Annotated in this window: 13 protein-coding genes; 5 read left to right on the top strand and 8 right to left on the bottom strand. The window is 68.2% G+C overall.

The window, feature by feature from the left end; translation table 11 throughout:
• Positions 1–7 precede the first annotated feature (7 nt).
• From AB0L82_RS15925 to AB0L82_RS15910, 4 genes are all read right to left on the bottom strand, one after another.
• A complete protein-coding gene (locus AB0L82_RS15925) occupies positions 8–4,393 on the bottom strand; it encodes an alpha-(1->3)-arabinofuranosyltransferase (protein ID WP_364637900.1) in 4,386 nt (1,461 codons plus the stop codon).
• Positions 4,394–4,427: 34 nt separating this feature from the next.
• A complete protein-coding gene (locus AB0L82_RS15920) occupies positions 4,428–4,598 on the bottom strand; it encodes a DUF2613 domain-containing protein (RefSeq protein ID WP_364636404.1) in 171 nt (56 codons plus the stop codon).
• 159 nt (positions 4,599–4,757) lie between these two features.
• A complete protein-coding gene (locus AB0L82_RS15915; RefSeq protein ID WP_364636402.1) occupies positions 4,758–5,849 on the bottom strand; it encodes an isochorismate synthase in 1,092 nt (363 codons plus the stop codon).
• A 174-nt stretch (positions 5,850–6,023) separates the two neighbouring features.
• Complete coding sequence (locus AB0L82_RS15910) at positions 6,024–6,509, bottom strand: universal stress protein (protein ID WP_364636400.1); 486 nt, start codon at positions 6,507–6,509, stop codon at positions 6,024–6,026.
• Positions 6,510–6,768: 259 nt separating this feature from the next.
• On the opposite strand from AB0L82_RS15910, the gene AB0L82_RS15905 reads away from it, so the two are divergent.
• Both AB0L82_RS15905 and AB0L82_RS15900 read left to right on the top strand, forming a co-directional pair.
• Positions 6,769–7,209 carry a hypothetical protein gene (locus tag AB0L82_RS15905; RefSeq protein WP_364636398.1) on the top strand — a complete coding sequence of 147 codons (441 nt, stop codon included), beginning with the start codon at positions 6,769–6,771 and terminating at the stop codon, positions 7,207–7,209.
• Between the two features lie 4 nt (positions 7,210–7,213).
• Positions 7,214–8,425, top strand: a complete 1,212-nt coding sequence (locus AB0L82_RS15900) for an ADP-ribosylglycohydrolase family protein (protein ID WP_364636396.1) — start codon at positions 7,214–7,216, stop codon at positions 8,423–8,425.
• Between the two features lie 77 nt (positions 8,426–8,502).
• On the opposite strand, the gene AB0L82_RS15895 is transcribed toward AB0L82_RS15900, so the two are convergent.
• The gene (locus AB0L82_RS15895; protein WP_364636394.1) at positions 8,503–9,825 is read right to left on the bottom strand and encodes an acetyl-CoA C-acetyltransferase; all 1,323 of its coding nucleotides are present in this window, start codon (positions 9,823–9,825) and stop codon (positions 8,503–8,505) included.
• 123 nt (positions 9,826–9,948) lie between these two features.
• Here AB0L82_RS15895 and AB0L82_RS15890 point away from each other — a divergent pair, with 123 nt between their 5' ends.
• Together AB0L82_RS15890 and AB0L82_RS15885 are read left to right on the top strand one after the other, a co-directional pair.
• Entirely contained in the window at positions 9,949–11,355 is a 1,407-nt protein-coding gene (locus AB0L82_RS15890; protein WP_364636392.1) for a 3-oxoacyl-ACP reductase, read from the top strand.
• Complete coding sequence (locus tag AB0L82_RS15885; protein WP_364636390.1) at positions 11,355–12,221, top strand: MaoC/PaaZ C-terminal domain-containing protein; 867 nt, start codon at positions 11,355–11,357, stop codon at positions 12,219–12,221. The genes AB0L82_RS15890 and AB0L82_RS15885 overlap by 1 nt, the downstream gene beginning before the upstream one ends.
• Before the next feature lie 289 nt (positions 12,222–12,510).
• Here AB0L82_RS15885 and AB0L82_RS15880 read toward each other — a convergent pair whose 3' ends face one another.
• The 3 genes from AB0L82_RS15880 to AB0L82_RS15870 form a co-directional block, all read right to left on the bottom strand.
• Positions 12,511–13,719, bottom strand: a complete 1,209-nt coding sequence (locus AB0L82_RS15880; protein WP_364636388.1) for a DUF5685 family protein — start codon at positions 13,717–13,719, stop codon at positions 12,511–12,513.
• Positions 13,720–13,838: 119 nt separating this feature from the next.
• Positions 13,839–14,447: a TetR/AcrR family transcriptional regulator gene (locus AB0L82_RS15875; protein ID WP_364636386.1), complete on the bottom strand. Its 609-nt coding sequence runs from the start codon at positions 14,445–14,447 to the stop codon at positions 13,839–13,841.
• Positions 14,448–14,534: 87 nt separating this feature from the next.
• Positions 14,535–15,698: a glycoside hydrolase family 3 N-terminal domain-containing protein gene (locus AB0L82_RS15870; RefSeq protein WP_364636384.1), complete on the bottom strand. Its 1,164-nt coding sequence runs from the start codon at positions 15,696–15,698 to the stop codon at positions 14,535–14,537.
• Between the two features lie 342 nt (positions 15,699–16,040).
• On the opposite strand from AB0L82_RS15870, the gene AB0L82_RS15865 reads away from it, so the two are divergent.
• A complete protein-coding gene (locus AB0L82_RS15865) occupies positions 16,041–17,330 on the top strand; it encodes a hypothetical protein (RefSeq protein ID WP_364636382.1) in 1,290 nt (429 codons plus the stop codon).
• Position 17,331: the final 1 nt, after the last annotated feature.

Raw genomic sequence — 17,331 nt, 5'->3', positions numbered from 1 at the left:
GCGGCCGTCAGTCGCGCCGGGGCGGCAACGCCGAAAGACCAAGGGCCGCAATCGCCACCAGCGCGGGCAACTGCACCCACAGTGAGCCGCCCATATAACCCTCGGGCGAACGCCAGGGCCCGGTGGAGAGCGCGGCCGCCGAGATCGCGGTTCCCGTACCGGCGATGGCGATCAGCCAGATGGACCAGTGCGGCGGCCGCAGGCGTGCGGCGATCAGTCCGATCGCGGTGAGTACCAGCCCGGTCGGACCGGCGATCAAGCCCGCCGCGGCGGCCAGTCCGGCCGCGCCCAGGGCGCGGCTGCGCCAGGTGCGCGGTGCGGGTCCGTCATCGCGGACCGGTGCGCGTGCGCCCCGGAACGCGAGCACCGCGAGCGGAAGCAACAGCAGCAGACCGCCGAAGATGGCGTACCGATACCAGCGGTCGGCCGGGAATTCGATGGTGATCGGACCCATCGTGCCGGGTGGCAGCAGCCAGGCCTGCTGCCAGCCGTCGATCACGATGGGTTTCAATTCGTGGCCGTCGGAGGTCACGGCCCGCCAGCCCACATTGGTGCTCAGCGGGAGCACCAGCACCCGGGTGCCGGACGGTGCGCGCGCATCGGCGGTGTTCGGGTTCAGCGCCGGGAGCTCGGTGCGGTCCAGGCGCAGTTTGTCGACGCTGAACAGTCCGGTCGGCGCGACGGTGACATCGATGCCGCCGGGCAGGAAGTCGAATGTCGTTGCGCCGCTGCCGGACCCTTCGACTGTCTGACCGGCGGATGCGCTGTCAGCCGGGTTGCTGGGAACCGGGGTCTTGTCGCTGCCGCAGACCTTCGCGGGCAGCGGTGCGCCGGAACGCAATTCGGCTGCCGTGCCGGTGACGGTCGTATGCAGCGTGCGCCCCGCCGCGGCGAGGGTGGGGCCGTCGGCGCAATCGATGGTGATGAGGCGATCGGGCGCGGCGGGGGCCGGATAGTCGGGTCCCAGGACCGACACCTCGGCCAGGCCCGGCGGTTGTTCCTGGGCGAAACCCAGTGCGGTGCGGTCGAGTACGGCATCCCAGGTCTGAATGCTCAACTCGATGCGATCGGTCACGTACGGGTGCACGTCGATGCGGGTGGGGACACCGGCGGCCGGGTCCACCTCGCGGACCTGCGGGCCGTCACCGAGATTCACCGAGACCGAGGTGGGGTGCGCGGGCAGATCGCCTCGGGACGGCGTCAGTTCCAGTCCGGTGACCAGCGTCGGTTCCGGAAGATCAAGGGTGAGCGTGGGTTTCGCGCCGGTGGGATTGTGGACCGTGGTCTCCGGCGCGGTCCAGCTGGTGCGCGGGTCGCCGTCGGTGGCGGCGAGCGCGGAGCCGCGCGGATCGGCCACATCGGCCTGCCCCCGGGCGACGGGCCGGTCGCGGTCGGCGAGCAGATTCTCCAGGGCGGGTCCGGGGCGGGCGCGCACCAGCAGCTCCGGTGTCACGGTGACCGGCTCCGGGACCTGCAGGGTGCGTTCGAAGAGCCCGGGTTCCTCGGCAGTGAGCGCCATGGATTTACTGCAGCGCACCCGATCGGGGGATTCGAAACACGCACCGCGGCCGGGGAATTCCTGGCCGAGCCGCCAGCCTCGCACCTGTGCGCCCGCCGGGGTGGGCGGCAGTACCGCGCGATGCCGGATATCGACGGCCACGGGGTTCTCGCGGTCGCCGTAGTCGTCGAGGCTCAGCTCGCTGACCCCGAATTGTCCACCCAGACTGCCGTTTTCGGTGCTGATGGCGGTGATCTTGATCCAGTCGGTCTTACCCGGCGGCAGCGCGATCGATACCGGCTTGCCCGGCTCGGTGATGCGCGCGGAGACGGTGCCCTTGGAGGTTTTGGCCTCCACCCATTTCACCGGACTGCCGATGACCGCGCCGCTGGTGGTCAGATGCAGCACCGCCGAGGTGACGGGCTTGTCGAGATCCAGTCGAATCCATTGCCCCAGCGCGTATTCCACACCGTTGCTGATCCACGCCGTGGACGGATCGCCGTCCACCAGCGCGGCGGTGGAACTGCCGGGCGCGGCCCCGCCCAACTGGGTGGCGTCGGCGGCCGAACTGGAGACCGTGATCCGCGCGCCGGACCATTCGCCCTCGACCAATCGCGCACCGGGCACCGGATAGTCCGGCACCAGATTGTGGGTCCGCCGTGCGTCATCCTTACCGCGCAGCGCCGAACCATGGTTGTCGACCCGCCCGAAGTCGGATTCGCGATCCATGGGGGTGTCGGTGATGGTGACGCCGTCCACCGGCAGTCCCGCCTGCGCGGCGTCCGCCGCGAGCAATGCCGGGCCGGTGGGCGTCGCGGGATCACGGCGCAGGCGTTCCAGCGCTTCCGGGCCGCCCTGGACGACGGGCACGCCGTCCAGCGGCAGTGTGTAAGCGCCCGGGAACGAACCGGGCGCACCGGTGCCGCCGCGCAGATCGGCTGCCGTGCGCGCGGTTTCACGCGATCCGAGGTCGGTGCCGGGTCTTTCGGCACGGTCGTTCGGTGCGGTGGTGGCATCGGGCTGTCGTACCCGGTAGATCTCGATCGCCGGATACGAGGGCCGCAGATCCGCGTCCGCGACCAGTCCCGCCAGTTTCCCGGATTCGATGGGGTCGCCGAATTGCGCGACCTTGCTCAGTCCGGGTGAGCCCTCGATGGCCTGGTGCGCGAGCATCGGCCGGGTCGAGCGGGAGGTCTCCGGGTCGAGGTCGTTGCGCAGCACCAGGATTCCGATGCCCTGGTCCAGCAGCGTCGCCGCCATTCCGGCCGAGGGCCGCCCGTCGGCGATGAGCCGCTGCACCGAATCCATGGCGCGGATCGCGCCGGGCGGATTCAACGGCACCGAATCCCGCACCGCCCAGGGTGTACTCGCCAAAGCCTGAATGGGTTCATCGCGCGTCAGTCCCCAGGTCTGACTGCCGAACGGGGCGCCGGGCACGATCAGCGCGCGGGTGTCGGAAGCGTTGTGCGCCAGCCAATCCGCCGTCTGATGCCAGTAGTCGGGCACCCTGTCGTAGTCGCCGCGCGGTGCGAGTTTGCCCGTCCACGCCAGTGAGGTGGACAGCGTCAGCGCCGTCAGGATGAGCGCGCCCACCGCCACCATCCTGTCCCGTTCGGGATGTGCGAAGGCCCTGCGCCACACCGGCATCGGCACCGATGCGGGCAGCGGCACCCGGCTCAGCAGGTGGGCGAGCCCGAGCACCAGCGGCAACCGGATGAGCGGTTCCAGCTTGTGCACATTCCGCAGCGGTGCGCCCCCGGAGTCCAGGAAGGTGCGCACCTGCTCCGCGAACGGCCCGCCCAATTCGCCCGCGTATCCGGCGCAGATCCCGACCAGTCCGACGCACAGGATCAGCACCAGCCGCCCGCGCCCGGGCATGGACCGCATGGCCAATCCGGCGATGCCCGCCGCCGCCAGCATGCCGGTGGCCAGTACGGCCGCGGGCTGCGTGACCAGCACGGCTCCGGCGATGCGCTCCGGTGAGACGAACGGTGTCCAACTATCGGTGCCGCGCAACACTTCCCCGAGCGAGGCCCACTGCGTGGTCACCCCCGACGATTCGATGAAATCCAGGAACGGCGGACTCACCTTGCCCAGCAACAGCAGCGGCACCGCCCACCAGAAGGTGGCCAGCACCAGCATCGGAATCCACGCTCGGGTGAACCGCCACCAGGCCCGATTCGGCCGATACGACATCCACCAGAGCGCCGCGGGCAGGAACGCCGCCGCCGTCGCGACCGCGTTCACCGATCCCATGAGCGCCAACGCCAAAGCGCTGCCCGCCGGTGTCGCCGCTCCGCGCCACCCGCCCGGATTATCGAGAGCGGTCTCGGTATTCGCTCCCGGGGTGCGGTCGCCTTCCTCGGAATTTTCGGCGGTACGCCGCAGCGCCACACCCAGCGCGGCGGGAGCGAGCAGTACCCAAGGCGCGAGCATCATCGGCAACGTCTCGGAGGAGATCGAGCCGAGCGTCGTCAGCACGCGGGGGGAGAGGGCGAAGGCGACGGCCGCGATGATTCGTGAACCGCGACTGCCGATGCCGAGGGTTTCGCAGAGCCGGATGATGCCCCAGAATCCGGCGAGCAGCAGTAGCGCCCACCAGATGCGCTGTACGGCCCACGCGGGCAGGCCGAGGATGTGTCCGAGTGAGAAGAACGCGCCGTGCGGGAAGAAGTAGCCGTACGCCTGGTTCTGCACCTGGCCCATCGGGGCCTGGCTGCTCCACAGGTGGCTGGCGCGCGCGAGGAAGCCCAGTGGGTTCTGCGCGAGATCGTATTTGGTGTCCGCGACGGTGCGGCCGGGCGCCTGCGCGAAGGTCAGCAGGAAGGCGGCGAGGACGCTGCCGAGCAGCCAGCGGCGGCCCAGCGGTGTGGTGTTCGGCGACCGGTCTCCGATTGGACCGGTCGCGGCGGGATCGGAGGTCAGCCGGTCAGCGTGCGCCGTACTCAACGTGGTTGAGCAGCGACGAGGAGGCGTCGCCGCTCCGGTCGATTTCCGGGCGCTTGTCCTGCGAGGCCGCCATCGTGATGCCCAGCACCACCGCCAGCCCGATCAGGGCCCCACCGGCAGCGCTCGCTACACCAGGAACGGCAAACTTCATCGCGGACTCCCATACATCGACGCATGCGTAACTCGAGCCAACCTAGCAGGTTGAGCGCTGGGAAGCGGATAGGTCCGTACCGCCCAGCCCGCTCGGCGTCCGCATCCGGGCATTCTGCACAGTTGAACAGCCCGTTGACCGGGCGGATGCACTGCCGCGCTATTCGGGGACCGCGCAGTGCAGGCTGCCGAGGAAGGTGCGGAGTTTGGCGGTGGTTTCCAGCAGTTCGGTGTGCGGGTCCGAGGCCGCGACGATGCCGCCGCCGCCGAAGGCGCGCAGTGAGCGGCCGTCGGCGGAGAGTTCGGCGCAGCGGATGGCGACCACCCATTCGCCGTCGCCGCCGGCATCGCACCAGCCGACCGCGCCGCTGTAGAAGCCGCGGTCGCCTTCGAGATCGCAGATGGCGTCGAGGGCGAGCGGGGTCGGCGTGCCGCAGATCGCGGGGGTCGGGTGCAGCAGTACCGCCAGGTCGAGGGCGGTGACCGACGGATCGTCGAGTTCGGCGGTGATGGGGGTGGCCAGATGCCAAACCTCGGGCGTATTCAGCAGTTCCGGGCCGTCGGGGATGTTCAGTGTGCCGCAGACGGGCGCGAGTTGGTCGCGAATCCATTCCACGACGTACGCGTGCTCTTCGAGATTCTTGCTGCTGGACAACAGTTCTCGCGCCTGTGCCGCATCGGCGTCCGGATCGGCCAGCCGGGGCAGCGTGCCCGCGAGCGGCCGCAGGGTGACGGTGCGTCCCTGTCGCGCCACCAGTACCTCGGGTGTCGCGCCGAGCAGGGTCTCGCCGGGCCGTCCGGCCGGGGTGAGGTCGACGGCGTACACATTGGCGCGCGGATGCCGGGTGACCAGGTGCGCGGCCACCACCTCCGGTTCCAGTGGTGCGTCGGCTTCGGCGAGCAGTGAGCGCGCCGCCACCACCTTGCGCAGCGGCTGTTCCGGATCGGAAAGCTGTTCGACCAGTTTGGTCACGCGCGCCACATGTTCTGCGGCGCTGGGCATTTCGGATACCACGCGCACCGCGGGCAATTCCGGCAGCGCGGCGGGCCGCCACGGCCCGGCGGTGTGCAGCGCTTCTTCGGGTGCGCACAGTGCGGCCGGTCGGCGCGGATCGAATGCCAGCGCACCGGTGATCAGCTCGGCGTCTCCGGCGCGCAGCGCGGCCGCCGCGTCGGCCGCCGCATCGAAGCTGATGCGGGCGCCTCTGGTGCGTACCACGCCATTGGGTGACGCCAGCAGAAATCCGTCCATGGTCTTCCGACCATAGTCCGCTCGCGCGCGGCTGAATCCCCGGAGCGACGGAAGTCTCTGTCGCGCCGATCACACCGCTCCGGCGCAGGTCCCCAGTGTCATTGCGGCCCTGAAAGACTCATCTCGCAGGCTCGCGCGGCGGGTGCGGCGGGGAGTGTCACGCGTGCCGATCGCTCAGGATTTCGGGGCGGGTTCGCGGCCGGGCGGGACCATGAGCACCGGCCGATGACAGTGTTTGAGCACCGCGTCCGCGACGCTGGAATGCATGAGCGCCCGAATGCCGGTCGCGCCGCGGGTGCCCGCGACGATGATGTCAGCATCCAGATCGTCGGCCACCTCGACGATGGCGTTCCAGATGGTCGTGGTGCATTCGACGGTGCTCGCCTCGGCACTGAGCCCGGCGAGTTTGGCAAGCCGCACGCCCTCGGAGTTGATGGTCCTGGCGTCGACGTACGCGACGTCCTCGATCTCGTCGTCGGGCATCCATTCCGGTTGCATCACCCCGGAGAGCCCGGACAGTCGCGCGGCCTGACGGGCCATCGGCTCCCAGGCGGTGAGGACCACGGCTCTGTTCGCGGACAGAAACCGCCCGGCGTACTCGACGGCGCGGCGCGCATTCTCGGACCCGTCGTACGCGATGAGCATCAAATCGCACGGCATGACGAACCTCCTGATGGGAACGCATGTCTCCGTATCGAGGTTACCCCGGAAAGGTTGCCCGAAGCCGACTTGACGACTTCCGTCTGTCGCGGGTTGTCCACAGTTTGCGAACGATTCACCCAAATCAGTGGTGGGATACGCGACTCCGGTTTTCACTGACAAGAGTCGGTTTTCTCACCGACGTGTCGGCACCTGCCATACCGCCGACTCGACATCGCCGTCGTTGGAGCTGAGCCCGGACGAGGGGTGGATTGTGCGGTTGGACGAGCTGACTACCCCGCAGGAATGGGCGAGCGTGTATCGCTCCCTGTTCGGTTTGCCGCATGTGCATGTCACCACCCCCGGCTTCGTGGTGCTATCCCTGGTGGACACCATCGCGGCCTTGAACACCCCGGAACCGTTGGGCGCCTTGATACTCGGCGAATTGACGGTGCGCGGCGTGCCCGGTCCGGTGCTGGTGCGCGATCGGCCGCCGCGCCGCACCTTTCTGGCGGTGTTCGACGGGTATCCTTCAGACGAATGGCTCGAACGCTTGGAGCGCAACAGCGTGGACATCGGCCCGCATCGCAGTAATGTCATCCTGCCCACCGGATTCGGCAGGCACACCCATGAGGGCAGGTGGTGGGCGCGCGCACCCCAGCGCGATGAATCGCTACCCCTGTTATCGGAGCTACTCGACGCCACCATCGCGGTGCTGTGATCCGGTGTCCTCGATCGAAGCGGCCGTATTCGGCCATCATGAGGCAGATCCCCGGGCACTACTCTACTACGAATGGTGCCAGCGTCTCGAATCCGGTTACGCGGTAGCCGATTTCGCCGAAGATGTGAACGAGTTGTCGCGGGCCGACCGGCCGATGGACGCGGCCTGCTGGCGATTACTCGATCGCATCGAATCGGCGGCGCGGTCGCCGGGCTGGCGGTACTTCGAATGGAGCGCCACCGGAGGTGATCCGAACGACCTTGGGACGGCCCGTGATTCGCCCGGATATCGCACACCGGTGGATTACTCCCGGACCGAGCTGTTCGATCGCATCCATGGCGGCTGGCTGGGCAGATGCGCGGGCTGTGCGCAGTCCGGTCCGCGGGTCTCGGCCGTAATCGGTTGCGCGCGTGATGAAAACCTCGACTATACGATTCTCGGCCTGCATCTGCTCGAGCAGTACGGCGCCGAATTCATCGCCGACGACGTCTCGGCGCTGTGGCTGGAACGGCTGCCGTTCCTGCGCACCACCACCGCCGAGCGGGTGGCGTACCGCAATCTCATCGACGGTTTCCTGCCCCCGGATACGGCCAGCTACCGAAATCCCTACCGGGAGTGGCGGGGTGCGCTGGTGCGCGCGGACATCTACGGCTACACCAATCCCGGTGATCCGGTCCGCGCCGCGGAACTGGCCGCCCGGGATGCCTCGGTCTCGCACACCGGCAATGGATTGTGGGCGGCGAGATGGGCCGCGGCGCTGATAGCGGCGGCATTCACGGCCGCGCGTCCGGGCGAGGCGCTGGATCGGGCGCAGCGGGTCATTCCGGCGAATTCCCGTTTGGCGGTGGCGCTCTCGGAGGTCATCGACGATCACGCGGGTGGTCTGGATTTCGACCGGGCGCGCCTCGCGATCCATGAGCGCCACACGCATTACAACCGCCTGCATTCGATCGGCAACGCCTGTCTCATCGCCGCCGGATTGCTCTGGGGCGACGGAGATTTCACCGAAACCGTGCGCCTGACCGCGGGTGCGGGCTGGGATTCGCGATCGAACTGCGCGACGGCGGGTTCGGTGGCGGGCGTCTGCACCGGCGCGTCCCGCATCCCCGCCCACTGGACCGATTCCCTGGGCGACACCCTGCACAGCGCCGTCACCGGCTACCCCACCCTGCGCATCTCCGACCTCGCGACCAGAACCCACCGGCTGCTGCCCTGAAAGACGAGAGCGGGGCCCGGTTCCCTCGGAACCGGGCCCCGCCCTTGGTATTTCGTTTCCGCGCGAGCGGAGTATTCCTAGCGCTCCACGATGGCGACGACGCCCTGGCCGCCCGCGGCACAGATGGAGACGAGCGCGCGCCCGCCGCCGTTCTCGGCCAGCATCTTCGCGGTGGAGGCGATGATGCGACCACCGGTGGCGGCGAACGGGTGGCCCGCGGCGAGCGAGGAGCCGTTCACGTTCAGCTTGCTGCGGTCGATGGAACCCAGCGCGCCGTCCAGGCCCAGGCGCTCCTTGCAGTACTGATCCGACTCCCAGCCCTGCAGGGTGGCGAGCACCACGGAGGCGAACGCCTCGTGGATCTCGTAGTAGTCGAAGTCCTGCAGCGTCAGGCCGTTTCGGGCGAGCAGGCGCGGCACCGCGTAGGTGGGGGCCATGAGCAGGCCGTCCGGGCCGTGGATGTAATCGACGGCGGCGACCTCGGAGTCGACCAGGTAGGCCAGCGGCGACAGGTTGCGCGCGGCGGCCCACTCGTCGGTGGACAGCAGCACGGTGGACGCGCCGTCGGTGAGCGGGGTGGAGTTGCCCGCGGTCATGGTGGCGTCGCCCAGCTTCACGCCGAAGACCGGCTTGAGGGTGGACAGCTTCTCGATGGTCGAGCCGGGACGCAGGTTGTCGTCGCGGGTCAGCCCGAGGAACGGGGTGATCAGGTCGTCGAAGAAACCGCGGTCGTAGGCGGCCGCCATGTTCTTGTGCGACAGGTAGGCCAGCTCGTCCTGGGCCTCGCGGGCGACGCCGAATTCCTTGGCGGTGATGGCGGCGTGCTCACCCATCGAGAGTCCGGTGCGCGGTTCGGCATTGCGCGGGATCTCGATGCCGACCATGGACGGGCGCAGGCGGCCGACCAGCTTGGCGTAGTCCTTGTTGTTCTTGGCGCGGTTGGCGTCGAGCATCCACTCGCGCATCGACTCGCTGACGCCGATGGGCGCGTCGGACGTGGTGTCCGTACCGCCGCCGACGCCGGCTTCGAAGCGGCCCAGCGCGATTCCGTCGGCCACGGTCTGGATGGCCTGCAGGCCGGTGCCGCAGGCGAGCTGCAGGTCGTGGGCCGGGGTGTACGGGGACAGGGTGGAGCCGAGCACGCTCTCGCGGATCATGCCGTGCTCGCCGACGCGCTTGAGCACCGCGCCGCCGACGACCATGCCGAGGCGCTCGCCCTGCAGCCCGAAGCGGCTGACCAGACCGTTCAGCGCGGCGGTGAACATGTCCTGGTTGGAGGCGTGCGCGTACTTGCCGTCGGAACGGGCGAACGGAATCCGGTTGCCGCCGAGGATCGCGACAGGCTTGGCCTGCTTGGCGGTCTTGGCCGCGGGCTTCGCCGAACGGGCTTTGGTGGTCACTCGAGTCTCCAGTGTCTCGTCGGGTGGATTTCCGTACTCGCACGGTCCCGCGGGACCGGCATTGGTCGGTTTACATTAAACTTACTCTGGAGTAAGTTCATTTGTCGACACCGTACCCCGCGAATGTGCCCAAGACCGCCCGCGGGGCCTAGACAAGAGAAGGTAGGAACAGTGGCAGCCAGCAAGAGCAAGGGCGCTCCCAACCTGTACGGATCTTTCATCCACTCTGCTCCGGGCGCGTTCCTGGCGAGCAAGCTGGGTCTGCCGCAGCCGGAGAACCTGCGCCGCTACGTCGCAGGTCAGCCCGCGCTTCCAGGTCCGGTGCTGCTCGGCGGTAAGGGCCGGGTCGCCGATGCCGCCCGTAACCTGCTGTCCGACTACAGCTTTGTGGATTCGGTCACCCCGGGCACCAAGCTCGGCGCGCTGGTCTTCGACGCCACCGGCATCCGCACCATCGAAGAGCTGCAGCAGCTGTTCGAGTTCTTCCAGCCCGCCATGCGCAGCCTCGCCGCGTCCGGCCGCATCCTGGTCGTGGGCACCACCCCCGAGCTGACCGCGTCCGTCGACGAGCAGATCGCCCAGCGCGCGCTCGAGGGCTTCAGCCGCTCGGTCGCCAAGGAACTGCTGCGCGGCTCCACCGGCAACCTGGTGTACCTGCACCCGGAGGCCGCCGCGACCGCCACCGGCCTGGAATCCACGCTGCGCTTCATCCTTTCGGGCAAGTCGGCCTTCGTCGACGGCCAGGTGTTCCGCGTCGGCAAGGACGACTCCACCGCTCCGGCCAGCTGGGACAAGCCGCTCGCGGGCAAGGTCGCCGTGGTCACCGGTGCGGCCCGCGGTATCGGCGCGACCATCGCGGAGGTGTTCGCTCGCGACGGCGCCACCGTGATCGTCGCCGATATCCCGGCCGCCGGTGAAGCCCTGTCCGAGACCGCCAACAAGGTCGGCGCGACCGCGCTGGCCCTGGACGTCACCGCCGCCGACGCCGCCGAGAAGCTGGCCGCGTTCGCGACCGAGCGTTTCGGTGGCATCGACATCGTCGTGCACAACGCCGGCATCACCCGCGACAAGCTGCTCGCGAACATGGACGAGGGCCGCTGGAACTCGGTCATCAACGTGAACCTGGCTGCCCCGCACCGCATTACCGAGGGCCTGGTCGCCGCGGGCGCGCTCAAGTCCGGCGGCCGCGTCATCGATGTGTCCTCCATCGCCGGTATCGCGGGCAACCGCGGCCAGACCAACTACGGCGCGTCCAAGGCCGGTGTCATCGGCATGGTCAACGCCGAAGCCCCGAAGCTGGCCGAAAAGGGCATCACCATCAATGCCGTCGCGCCGGGCTTCATCGAGACCGCCATGACCGCGGCCATCCCGCTGACCACCCGTGAGGCCGGTCGCCTGATGAGCTCGCTGCTGCAGGGCGGTCAGACCATCGACGTCGCCGAGACCATCGCCTACTTCGCCTCCCCGGCGTCGAACGCGGTGTCCGGCAATATCGTTCGCGTCTGCGGCCAGAGCCTGATCGGAGCATGATGAGCCAGACCATCACGCTCGGCGAGGTGCCGAAGAACTCCGGCCTGTTCGTCAAGGCCGCGCTCGGCGCGCTGCCGGTGCCCGGACTGTCGAACCGCCCGTCCAAGCTGCCGGATCGCACCGTGCGGCTGGAGGGCTTCAAGGTCGATCCGAATCACCTGGCCGCCTACTGCCGCGCGACCGGACTGCGGTTCAGCGACGCCCTGCCGCTGACCTACCCGTTCGTGCTCAGCTTCCCGCTCGCCATGCAGCTGGTCGTCGCCCGCGACTTCCCGTTCGTGGCGGTCGGCGCGGTGCACGCGGAGAACGTGATCGAGCGGACCCGGGAGATCTCGGTCTCCGAACCGCTGGATTTCGATACCCATATCGAGAACCTGCGCGAGCACCCCAAGGGTCTGCTCGTGGACGCCATCACCGAGGTGAGTGTGGGCCGGGAACTGGTGTGGCGTCAGGTCACCACGTTCCTGCACCAGCAGCGCACCTCGCTGTCCGGCGGGCCCAAGCCCGAGCCCAAGCCGGATGAGGTTCCGCCGCCGCCGCTGCGCACGCTGCGGGTGGATCAGCAGACCATCAGCCGGTACGCCAACGCGTCCGGTGACCACAACCCGATTCACACCTCGGCGTTGGGCGCCAAGGCTTTCGGTTTCCCGAAGCCGATCGCGCACGGTATGTGGTCCGCGGCCAACATCCTGTCCAACCTCGAGGGTCGCGTTCCCGAAAAGGCCACGTACGCGGTCAAATTCGGTAAGCCGATCCTGTTGCCGTCGACGATCAACGTCTACGCCGACAAGGTCGAGGGCGGCTGGGATCTCGCCCTGAAGAACCCGAAGAAGGGTTACCCCCACCTGACCGCCACCATTCGCTGAGTCGGTTCGGCCACGGTCTCGGCCGAGACCGTGGCGCACCGAAGCCAGCAATGTCGCACCGAGTGTGGCAAATTGGTGACAGTTCATCCGAAGACCCGGGGTCACGCCGATTCGGTGGTTTCCGAACCACCACGGCGTCCGGCCATCACAGGTATGGTCGGGCCGCCGACAGCGTCGGCCCCGCAGGGGCGGGGCGAGAGCCGCGCACCGATTCAACACCGTATGTCGCCACGCAGGGGTTTCGACATCCGGAGGGGGAATCGGTGTGCGGCTTTTACGTTTTCGGCGCTCAGCAGCTGCAATCGCAGCCGCAGCAGTCACAATCGCAGCAGTCGCAGCCGCTGCAGCAATCGCCGCAGTCACAGCAGTCGCCGCAATCGCAGCATCCCCGGTTGATCCACGACTCCTTGCGTTCGCCGCTGCACGGGCTGGTGTGCTCGGCGCAGCAGGCGTATCCGGTGCAGTACTGGGACAACCCGATTCCGATGCCCTCCCAGAATCCGGGCCTGCGGAAGGGCGTGCGCGGCGGCTCGGTGCCGAACACCGCGTGCGGCCCGTTCGCGACGGCGGTCACCAGGAATTCCGAACCGGCTGCGGGAGCCACGGATTCGGTGCTCCGATGAGTGCCGCAGGCGTGCGTGGCGCAGGCGTGCACGGTTCCGGCGGCCCGGCCCAGCTTGCGGACGACGCCGTGCAGCGGGTCCAGCAGCATCCAGCGGATGGACGCGGTGCGATCCAGGCCGACCCGGACCAGGGCGGCCTTCAGCAGCGAATTCGATTCGCGCAGTAGGGCGTGCGCATCGGCGGTGCTGGTGCCGGTCGCGGTCAGGGGATTGAACCGCCCTGCCGCGCGGTCCTCGTCGATATCCTCGATGGCGTCCGCGAGGTGGGCGATGCGGCCGAAATGCCAGCCCGCTTCCCGTAGCGCGTCGGCGTTCTCGGGGCGTCCGGCCAGAATCGCGGTGTGCGCGAACAACTCCGCCGCGCAGCGCTGGGTGGGCGCGGTCAGTTCCGCGAGCGACGCTCCGGATTCCTCCAGCGCCACTTGCGATTCGATCGCGGTGATGAGCGGGTCGATATCCAGGCCGATGGGCGCAGCGGCCGCGCGCGCCCGGTTGTGCCAGCGATCGGCGACGTGCGCCATCGGCCGCTTGCTCAGGCGTCGGGTGTCACCGTCGTCGATGTGATCGCGAATCTTGGCCGCGCCCAACAGCAGTGCGGCGGTGGCGGCCAGCTGTACGCCGGGGGAGTCCGCGGGTGCGACGCTGGCCTTGCGCATACCGCGCAGCGGGCAGGGCCCGGCCTCGGTGCGCTCGAGTGTCAGCGTCTGCTGTGCCTCGGTGAGTACGCCGAGCACGATGGCGTCGGTATTGGTGGCGGCCCGTGCGAGCTGCCCGTGGCCGTCCCGCAGCCCCAGGCAGAGCCCGCACATCTGGGTTTGCCAGGCGGTCGCTTCCATACCGTATTCGGCGGCACTGTGCGCGCACGGCTTGAGCATTCCGAACAATGCGAGTCCCCGTTTCCCGGGCCGGTGCGCACCGGCCGTCCAACAACACAATCCGAGCGACTGTGGCAGGCGTTAACGGGACTGGCAAGCGCTGCGGGAAATTCGTCCCGTCAGGCGGGTTCGGCTTCCTTCTTCTTACCGGACAGACCGCGCCAGGCGAGGTTGTCGAGCAGGTCCACGGCCTCGGCCATATCGACGGTGCCGCTGGCGACCCGGTCGGCGATGGCCTCGCCCGCGCCGATCACCGCGACCGACACCACTTCGAAATTGGTGCCGGGCTCGGCGTACTTGGCGCTGGATTCGAGCAGTTTCGCGGTCAGCTCGATGACCCGGTCCCGGCTGTTGGAGATCTCCGAGGCGAAGGGTTGCTGGCCGAGTGCCTGTCTATAGAGCACCTGCCAGGACAGCCGGTTGTGATCGACGTAGGACAGGAATGCCTCCAGGCCCGCCCGCAGCTGTTCGTGCGGGGTGAGCTTGGGGTTGCCCGCCACCGCGACGGCTTCGATGAACCGCATGCTCTCGCGGTGGATGCAGGCGCGGAACAGTTCGTCCTTGGAGCCGTAGTACAGGTAGAGCATGGGCTTGGAGATTTTCGCCTCGGCGGCGATGGCGTCCATGGAGGTGTCGTGATAACCCTTGCGCGAGAAGACCTCCACCGCGGCGTCGAGCATCTGCTGCTCGCGCACCGCGCGGGGAAGTCGTTTCGTTCCGCCTGCCATCCACATCTCCTAGGACATATCGAAGCCCCTATCTTACTCCAAGGTAAGTTCCGCGAGTGCGAATTGCCGGTGATTCGCCATCGGGCGTCAGCAGTGTGGAGCGGTGCCCTTGTACTTTGCCATCCGGAGTACCGAGGCATCCACCTGGCTTCCCGGTAGGCGGCCACTCTGCACGGCCTGCACCAGGCGGTCCAGCACCTGCGGGACCGCGTCCGTGGTGATCCACAGCGCATTGTCGGCACCCGCGACCAGGGCGGCCTCCACCGCGTCCTCGATGCTCATGCGTGCGGTGATGGCGGCCATACCGCCCAGATCGTCGGTGAAGATCACGCCGTCGAACGGGGCCGCGCCATAGCCGGTGCCCTGGCGCAGCAAATCCATGGCTTCCTTGCTGATGCTGGCGGGCTTACCCGGCTCGGTCAGTCCGGGCACATCGAGGTGCCCGACCATGACGGCCGAACCGGAGTCGATGAGCTTGCGATACGGGACCAGATCCGAGGTCTGCAATTGCGCCAGCGGCGGGGTCTTCACCGCACCGGTGTGCGAATCGCCCGAGCCCGAACCGTGGCCCGGGAAATGCTTCATGACGGTGCCGAGCCCGGCGTCGTGCGCGGCGCGGATATACGCATCGGCGTACTGCGCCACCACATTCGGATCATCGGAGAAGGAGCGATCGCCGATCACCGAATCGTCGGGCTGGCTGCTCACATCCACATCGGGCGCGAAATCGACGGTGACGCCGAGCGCCTTCAGCTTCTTGGATCGATCCAGGGTGAAGGTGTAGAACTCGTCGGCGCTCATCTGGCCGACGGTGGCGCGGGCGGACGGTGCGACGCCGATCAGGTCCTTGGCCCGCGAAACCCGGCCGCCCTCCTCATCGATGGTGACCATGAGCGGGGTGCGGGAAGCGGCCTGCACCTTGTCGATCTGATGCTGGGCCAGCATCGCCTTATCGGTCCAGCTGCCGACGAAGATGCCACCGATCTGCTCGGTCTTCACCACGTTCTCGGCATCGGCCTCGCCGGTCACGCCGACGGTGAGCAATTGCGCCAGCTTCTGCCGCAGCGTGAAATTCGCCAAATATCCGGCCGCGCAGTCCTGTTGCGGTGCGGAGCTGGTCGGCGGCGGCGTGGATTCGCTGGATCCCGTTGTGGTGGTGGTCGATTGGGCCGACTGATCGGACCCGCTGCCGGAGCAGCCGGCCAATACGAGGGCGGTGAGTGCGATCACGATCCCAGGAGCGTTGCGCATGGCATCCGACGGTAGCCGCCGCCGGGGTTCGCGCCTATTCGGACACCGGTGTTTCGGTCCGGTTTGTGTGGGTACCCCCGTGGGGGCGATTTTAGCAAACCTGTGGCGATCGACACATGTGGCGATTAAGTGATTCGGACATCCGTCCAGTAGCATCCTGTTCGCGTGCTGGATAACCAATCTAGCTGCATAAATACGCACGTCTGCGGATTGTTGCGGGGGCATCGAGCCGAATCTGGCGGATGTGCGCCAAGGGGAAATTGTCTCAGATCGGCCATTAGCAGTGTTGTGGCAAACCTGCCGGGCCGGTTCTATGGGACGAACCTGATGGAGGACTGACATATGCGAATCGGCGCAATGCTGCGCACGGCCGCGCTGGGAGTCGCCGCCGCGGTGGGAGTGGGAATGGCCGCCGCGGCACCGGCCTCGGCGAGTGAAGTGGACCGCTATCTCGATCTGCCGCTGGTCAACCGGGACGCGGCCGCCGGTCCCGGCGGGGTCCACCCGGACCTGCCGTACGACGGCCCCGAACTCGGCCGACTGCTCGAACAGGCTCGCGCACAGGATATTCCGCCGCAGCGCTATGCCGCCCTGCTCTACCAGTACTGGCTCGTCGACGCGACCGGCAAGGCGGGCATCGACCTGCGCGCCTGGAATCCGCGCGACGGGGTGCGCGCCAATCGCGACAATCTCATCAGGTCCTACCGCTACTACGAGGATCTGCAACTGGGACACCGCGAACTCCAGTGGGCCGGAATGGGCGGCCAGGTCGGCGCCGACTTCGGCGGCGGGCTCATCGATTTCGAGCTGATGGGCTCGGATCTCTATGGGCTGCCGGGGATTTCCGAATCGGCCGGTGCGGTGCTCGACGCCGTGCAGCGGACCGCGGGACCGCAGGCCGTGCAGCGACTGCCCGCCGGACTGCGGGCGCTCGCGTCGGCCGCCCCGCGCATCACCCCCGAGGATGTCGACCACGTCATCGCGGGAATCCTGGTGATGCAGAAGAACATCTTCTCCGACCTCATGCCCATGCACGACGCGTATGTCACGGGCGGACTGCCCGCGCTCGCGGAATTCCAGGCCGCCGGACTCTTCGGCGATGACATCATGGCCGCGTGGCGCGATGTCGCCTCCGGGAACGGTGAACGCGTCGCCACCGGCAATCGCGCCCTGTTGCGCCGGGAACAGCAGTGGGCCATTGCCCGGCAGTGGGACGAAGTGCGTTCGTACAAGGGCGATGTCGGCGAGGCCATCACCTATCTCAGCGGCGCGGCGGGTTCCCCGTCGGTCGCGGGCGTGGTGCCGCCCCGCCAGTTCCACCCCATCCGGATCCCGTTCACCGCGGCCGATGGCACCCCCTCGCTGCTGACTCTGCCGCTGCCGGAATGGAATTGGTCGGTGCTGGATTCGCGCTGGGAGTACATCACCGAGGAACTGCTGCCCAAGTACCGCGATCAGGTCGAGAACAACTGGCCCGCTTTGGAGGCCACCATGCGCACGCCCTACGAGGTGCAGATGGAATCGAAGCGCCCGCTGCTGAACATTCCACAGCTGCTCGATTCCGCTGTGCGGCAATTACAGGTGACACCGGCGAACCCGGTCACCACGGGCGCGGAAATGGCGGTGCGATAAC

The sequence above is a fragment of the Nocardia sp. NPDC052001 genome (assembly GCF_040680615.1).
Classification (GTDB): domain Bacteria; phylum Actinomycetota; class Actinomycetes; order Mycobacteriales; family Mycobacteriaceae; genus Nocardia.
The sequence above is the reverse complement of the archived record's forward strand: the minus strand, read 5'-3'. Positions and strand labels throughout refer to the sequence as shown.

What these genes read in the sequence shown, in the direction of transcription:
- AB0L82_RS15920 (WP_364636404.1), bottom strand. Translation starts at nt 4,598, where the DNA reads ATGAAGTTTGCCGTTCCTGGTGTAGCGAGCGCTGCCGGTGGGGCCCTG.
- AB0L82_RS15915 (WP_364636402.1), bottom strand. Translation starts at nt 5,849, where the DNA reads ATGGACGGATTTCTGCTGGCGTCACCCAATGGCGTGGTACGCACCAGA.
- AB0L82_RS15910 (WP_364636400.1), bottom strand. Translation starts at nt 6,509, where the DNA reads ATGCCGTGCGATTTGATGCTCATCGCGTACGACGGGTCCGAGAATGCG.
- AB0L82_RS15890 (WP_364636392.1), top strand. Translation starts at nt 9,949, where the DNA reads ATGTGCCCAAGACCGCCCGCGGGGCCTAGACAAGAGAAGGTAGGAACA.
- AB0L82_RS15885 (WP_364636390.1), top strand. Translation starts at nt 11,355, where the DNA reads ATGAGCCAGACCATCACGCTCGGCGAGGTGCCGAAGAACTCCGGCCTG.
- AB0L82_RS15880 (WP_364636388.1), bottom strand. Translation starts at nt 13,719, where the DNA reads ATGCTCAAGCCGTGCGCGCACAGTGCCGCCGAATACGGTATGGAAGCG.
- AB0L82_RS15875 (WP_364636386.1), bottom strand. Translation starts at nt 14,447, where the DNA reads ATGGCAGGCGGAACGAAACGACTTCCCCGCGCGGTGCGCGAGCAGCAG.
- AB0L82_RS15870 (WP_364636384.1), bottom strand. Translation starts at nt 15,698, where the DNA reads ATGCGCAACGCTCCTGGGATCGTGATCGCACTCACCGCCCTCGTATTG.
- AB0L82_RS15865 (WP_364636382.1), top strand. Translation starts at nt 16,041, where the DNA reads ATGCGAATCGGCGCAATGCTGCGCACGGCCGCGCTGGGAGTCGCCGCC.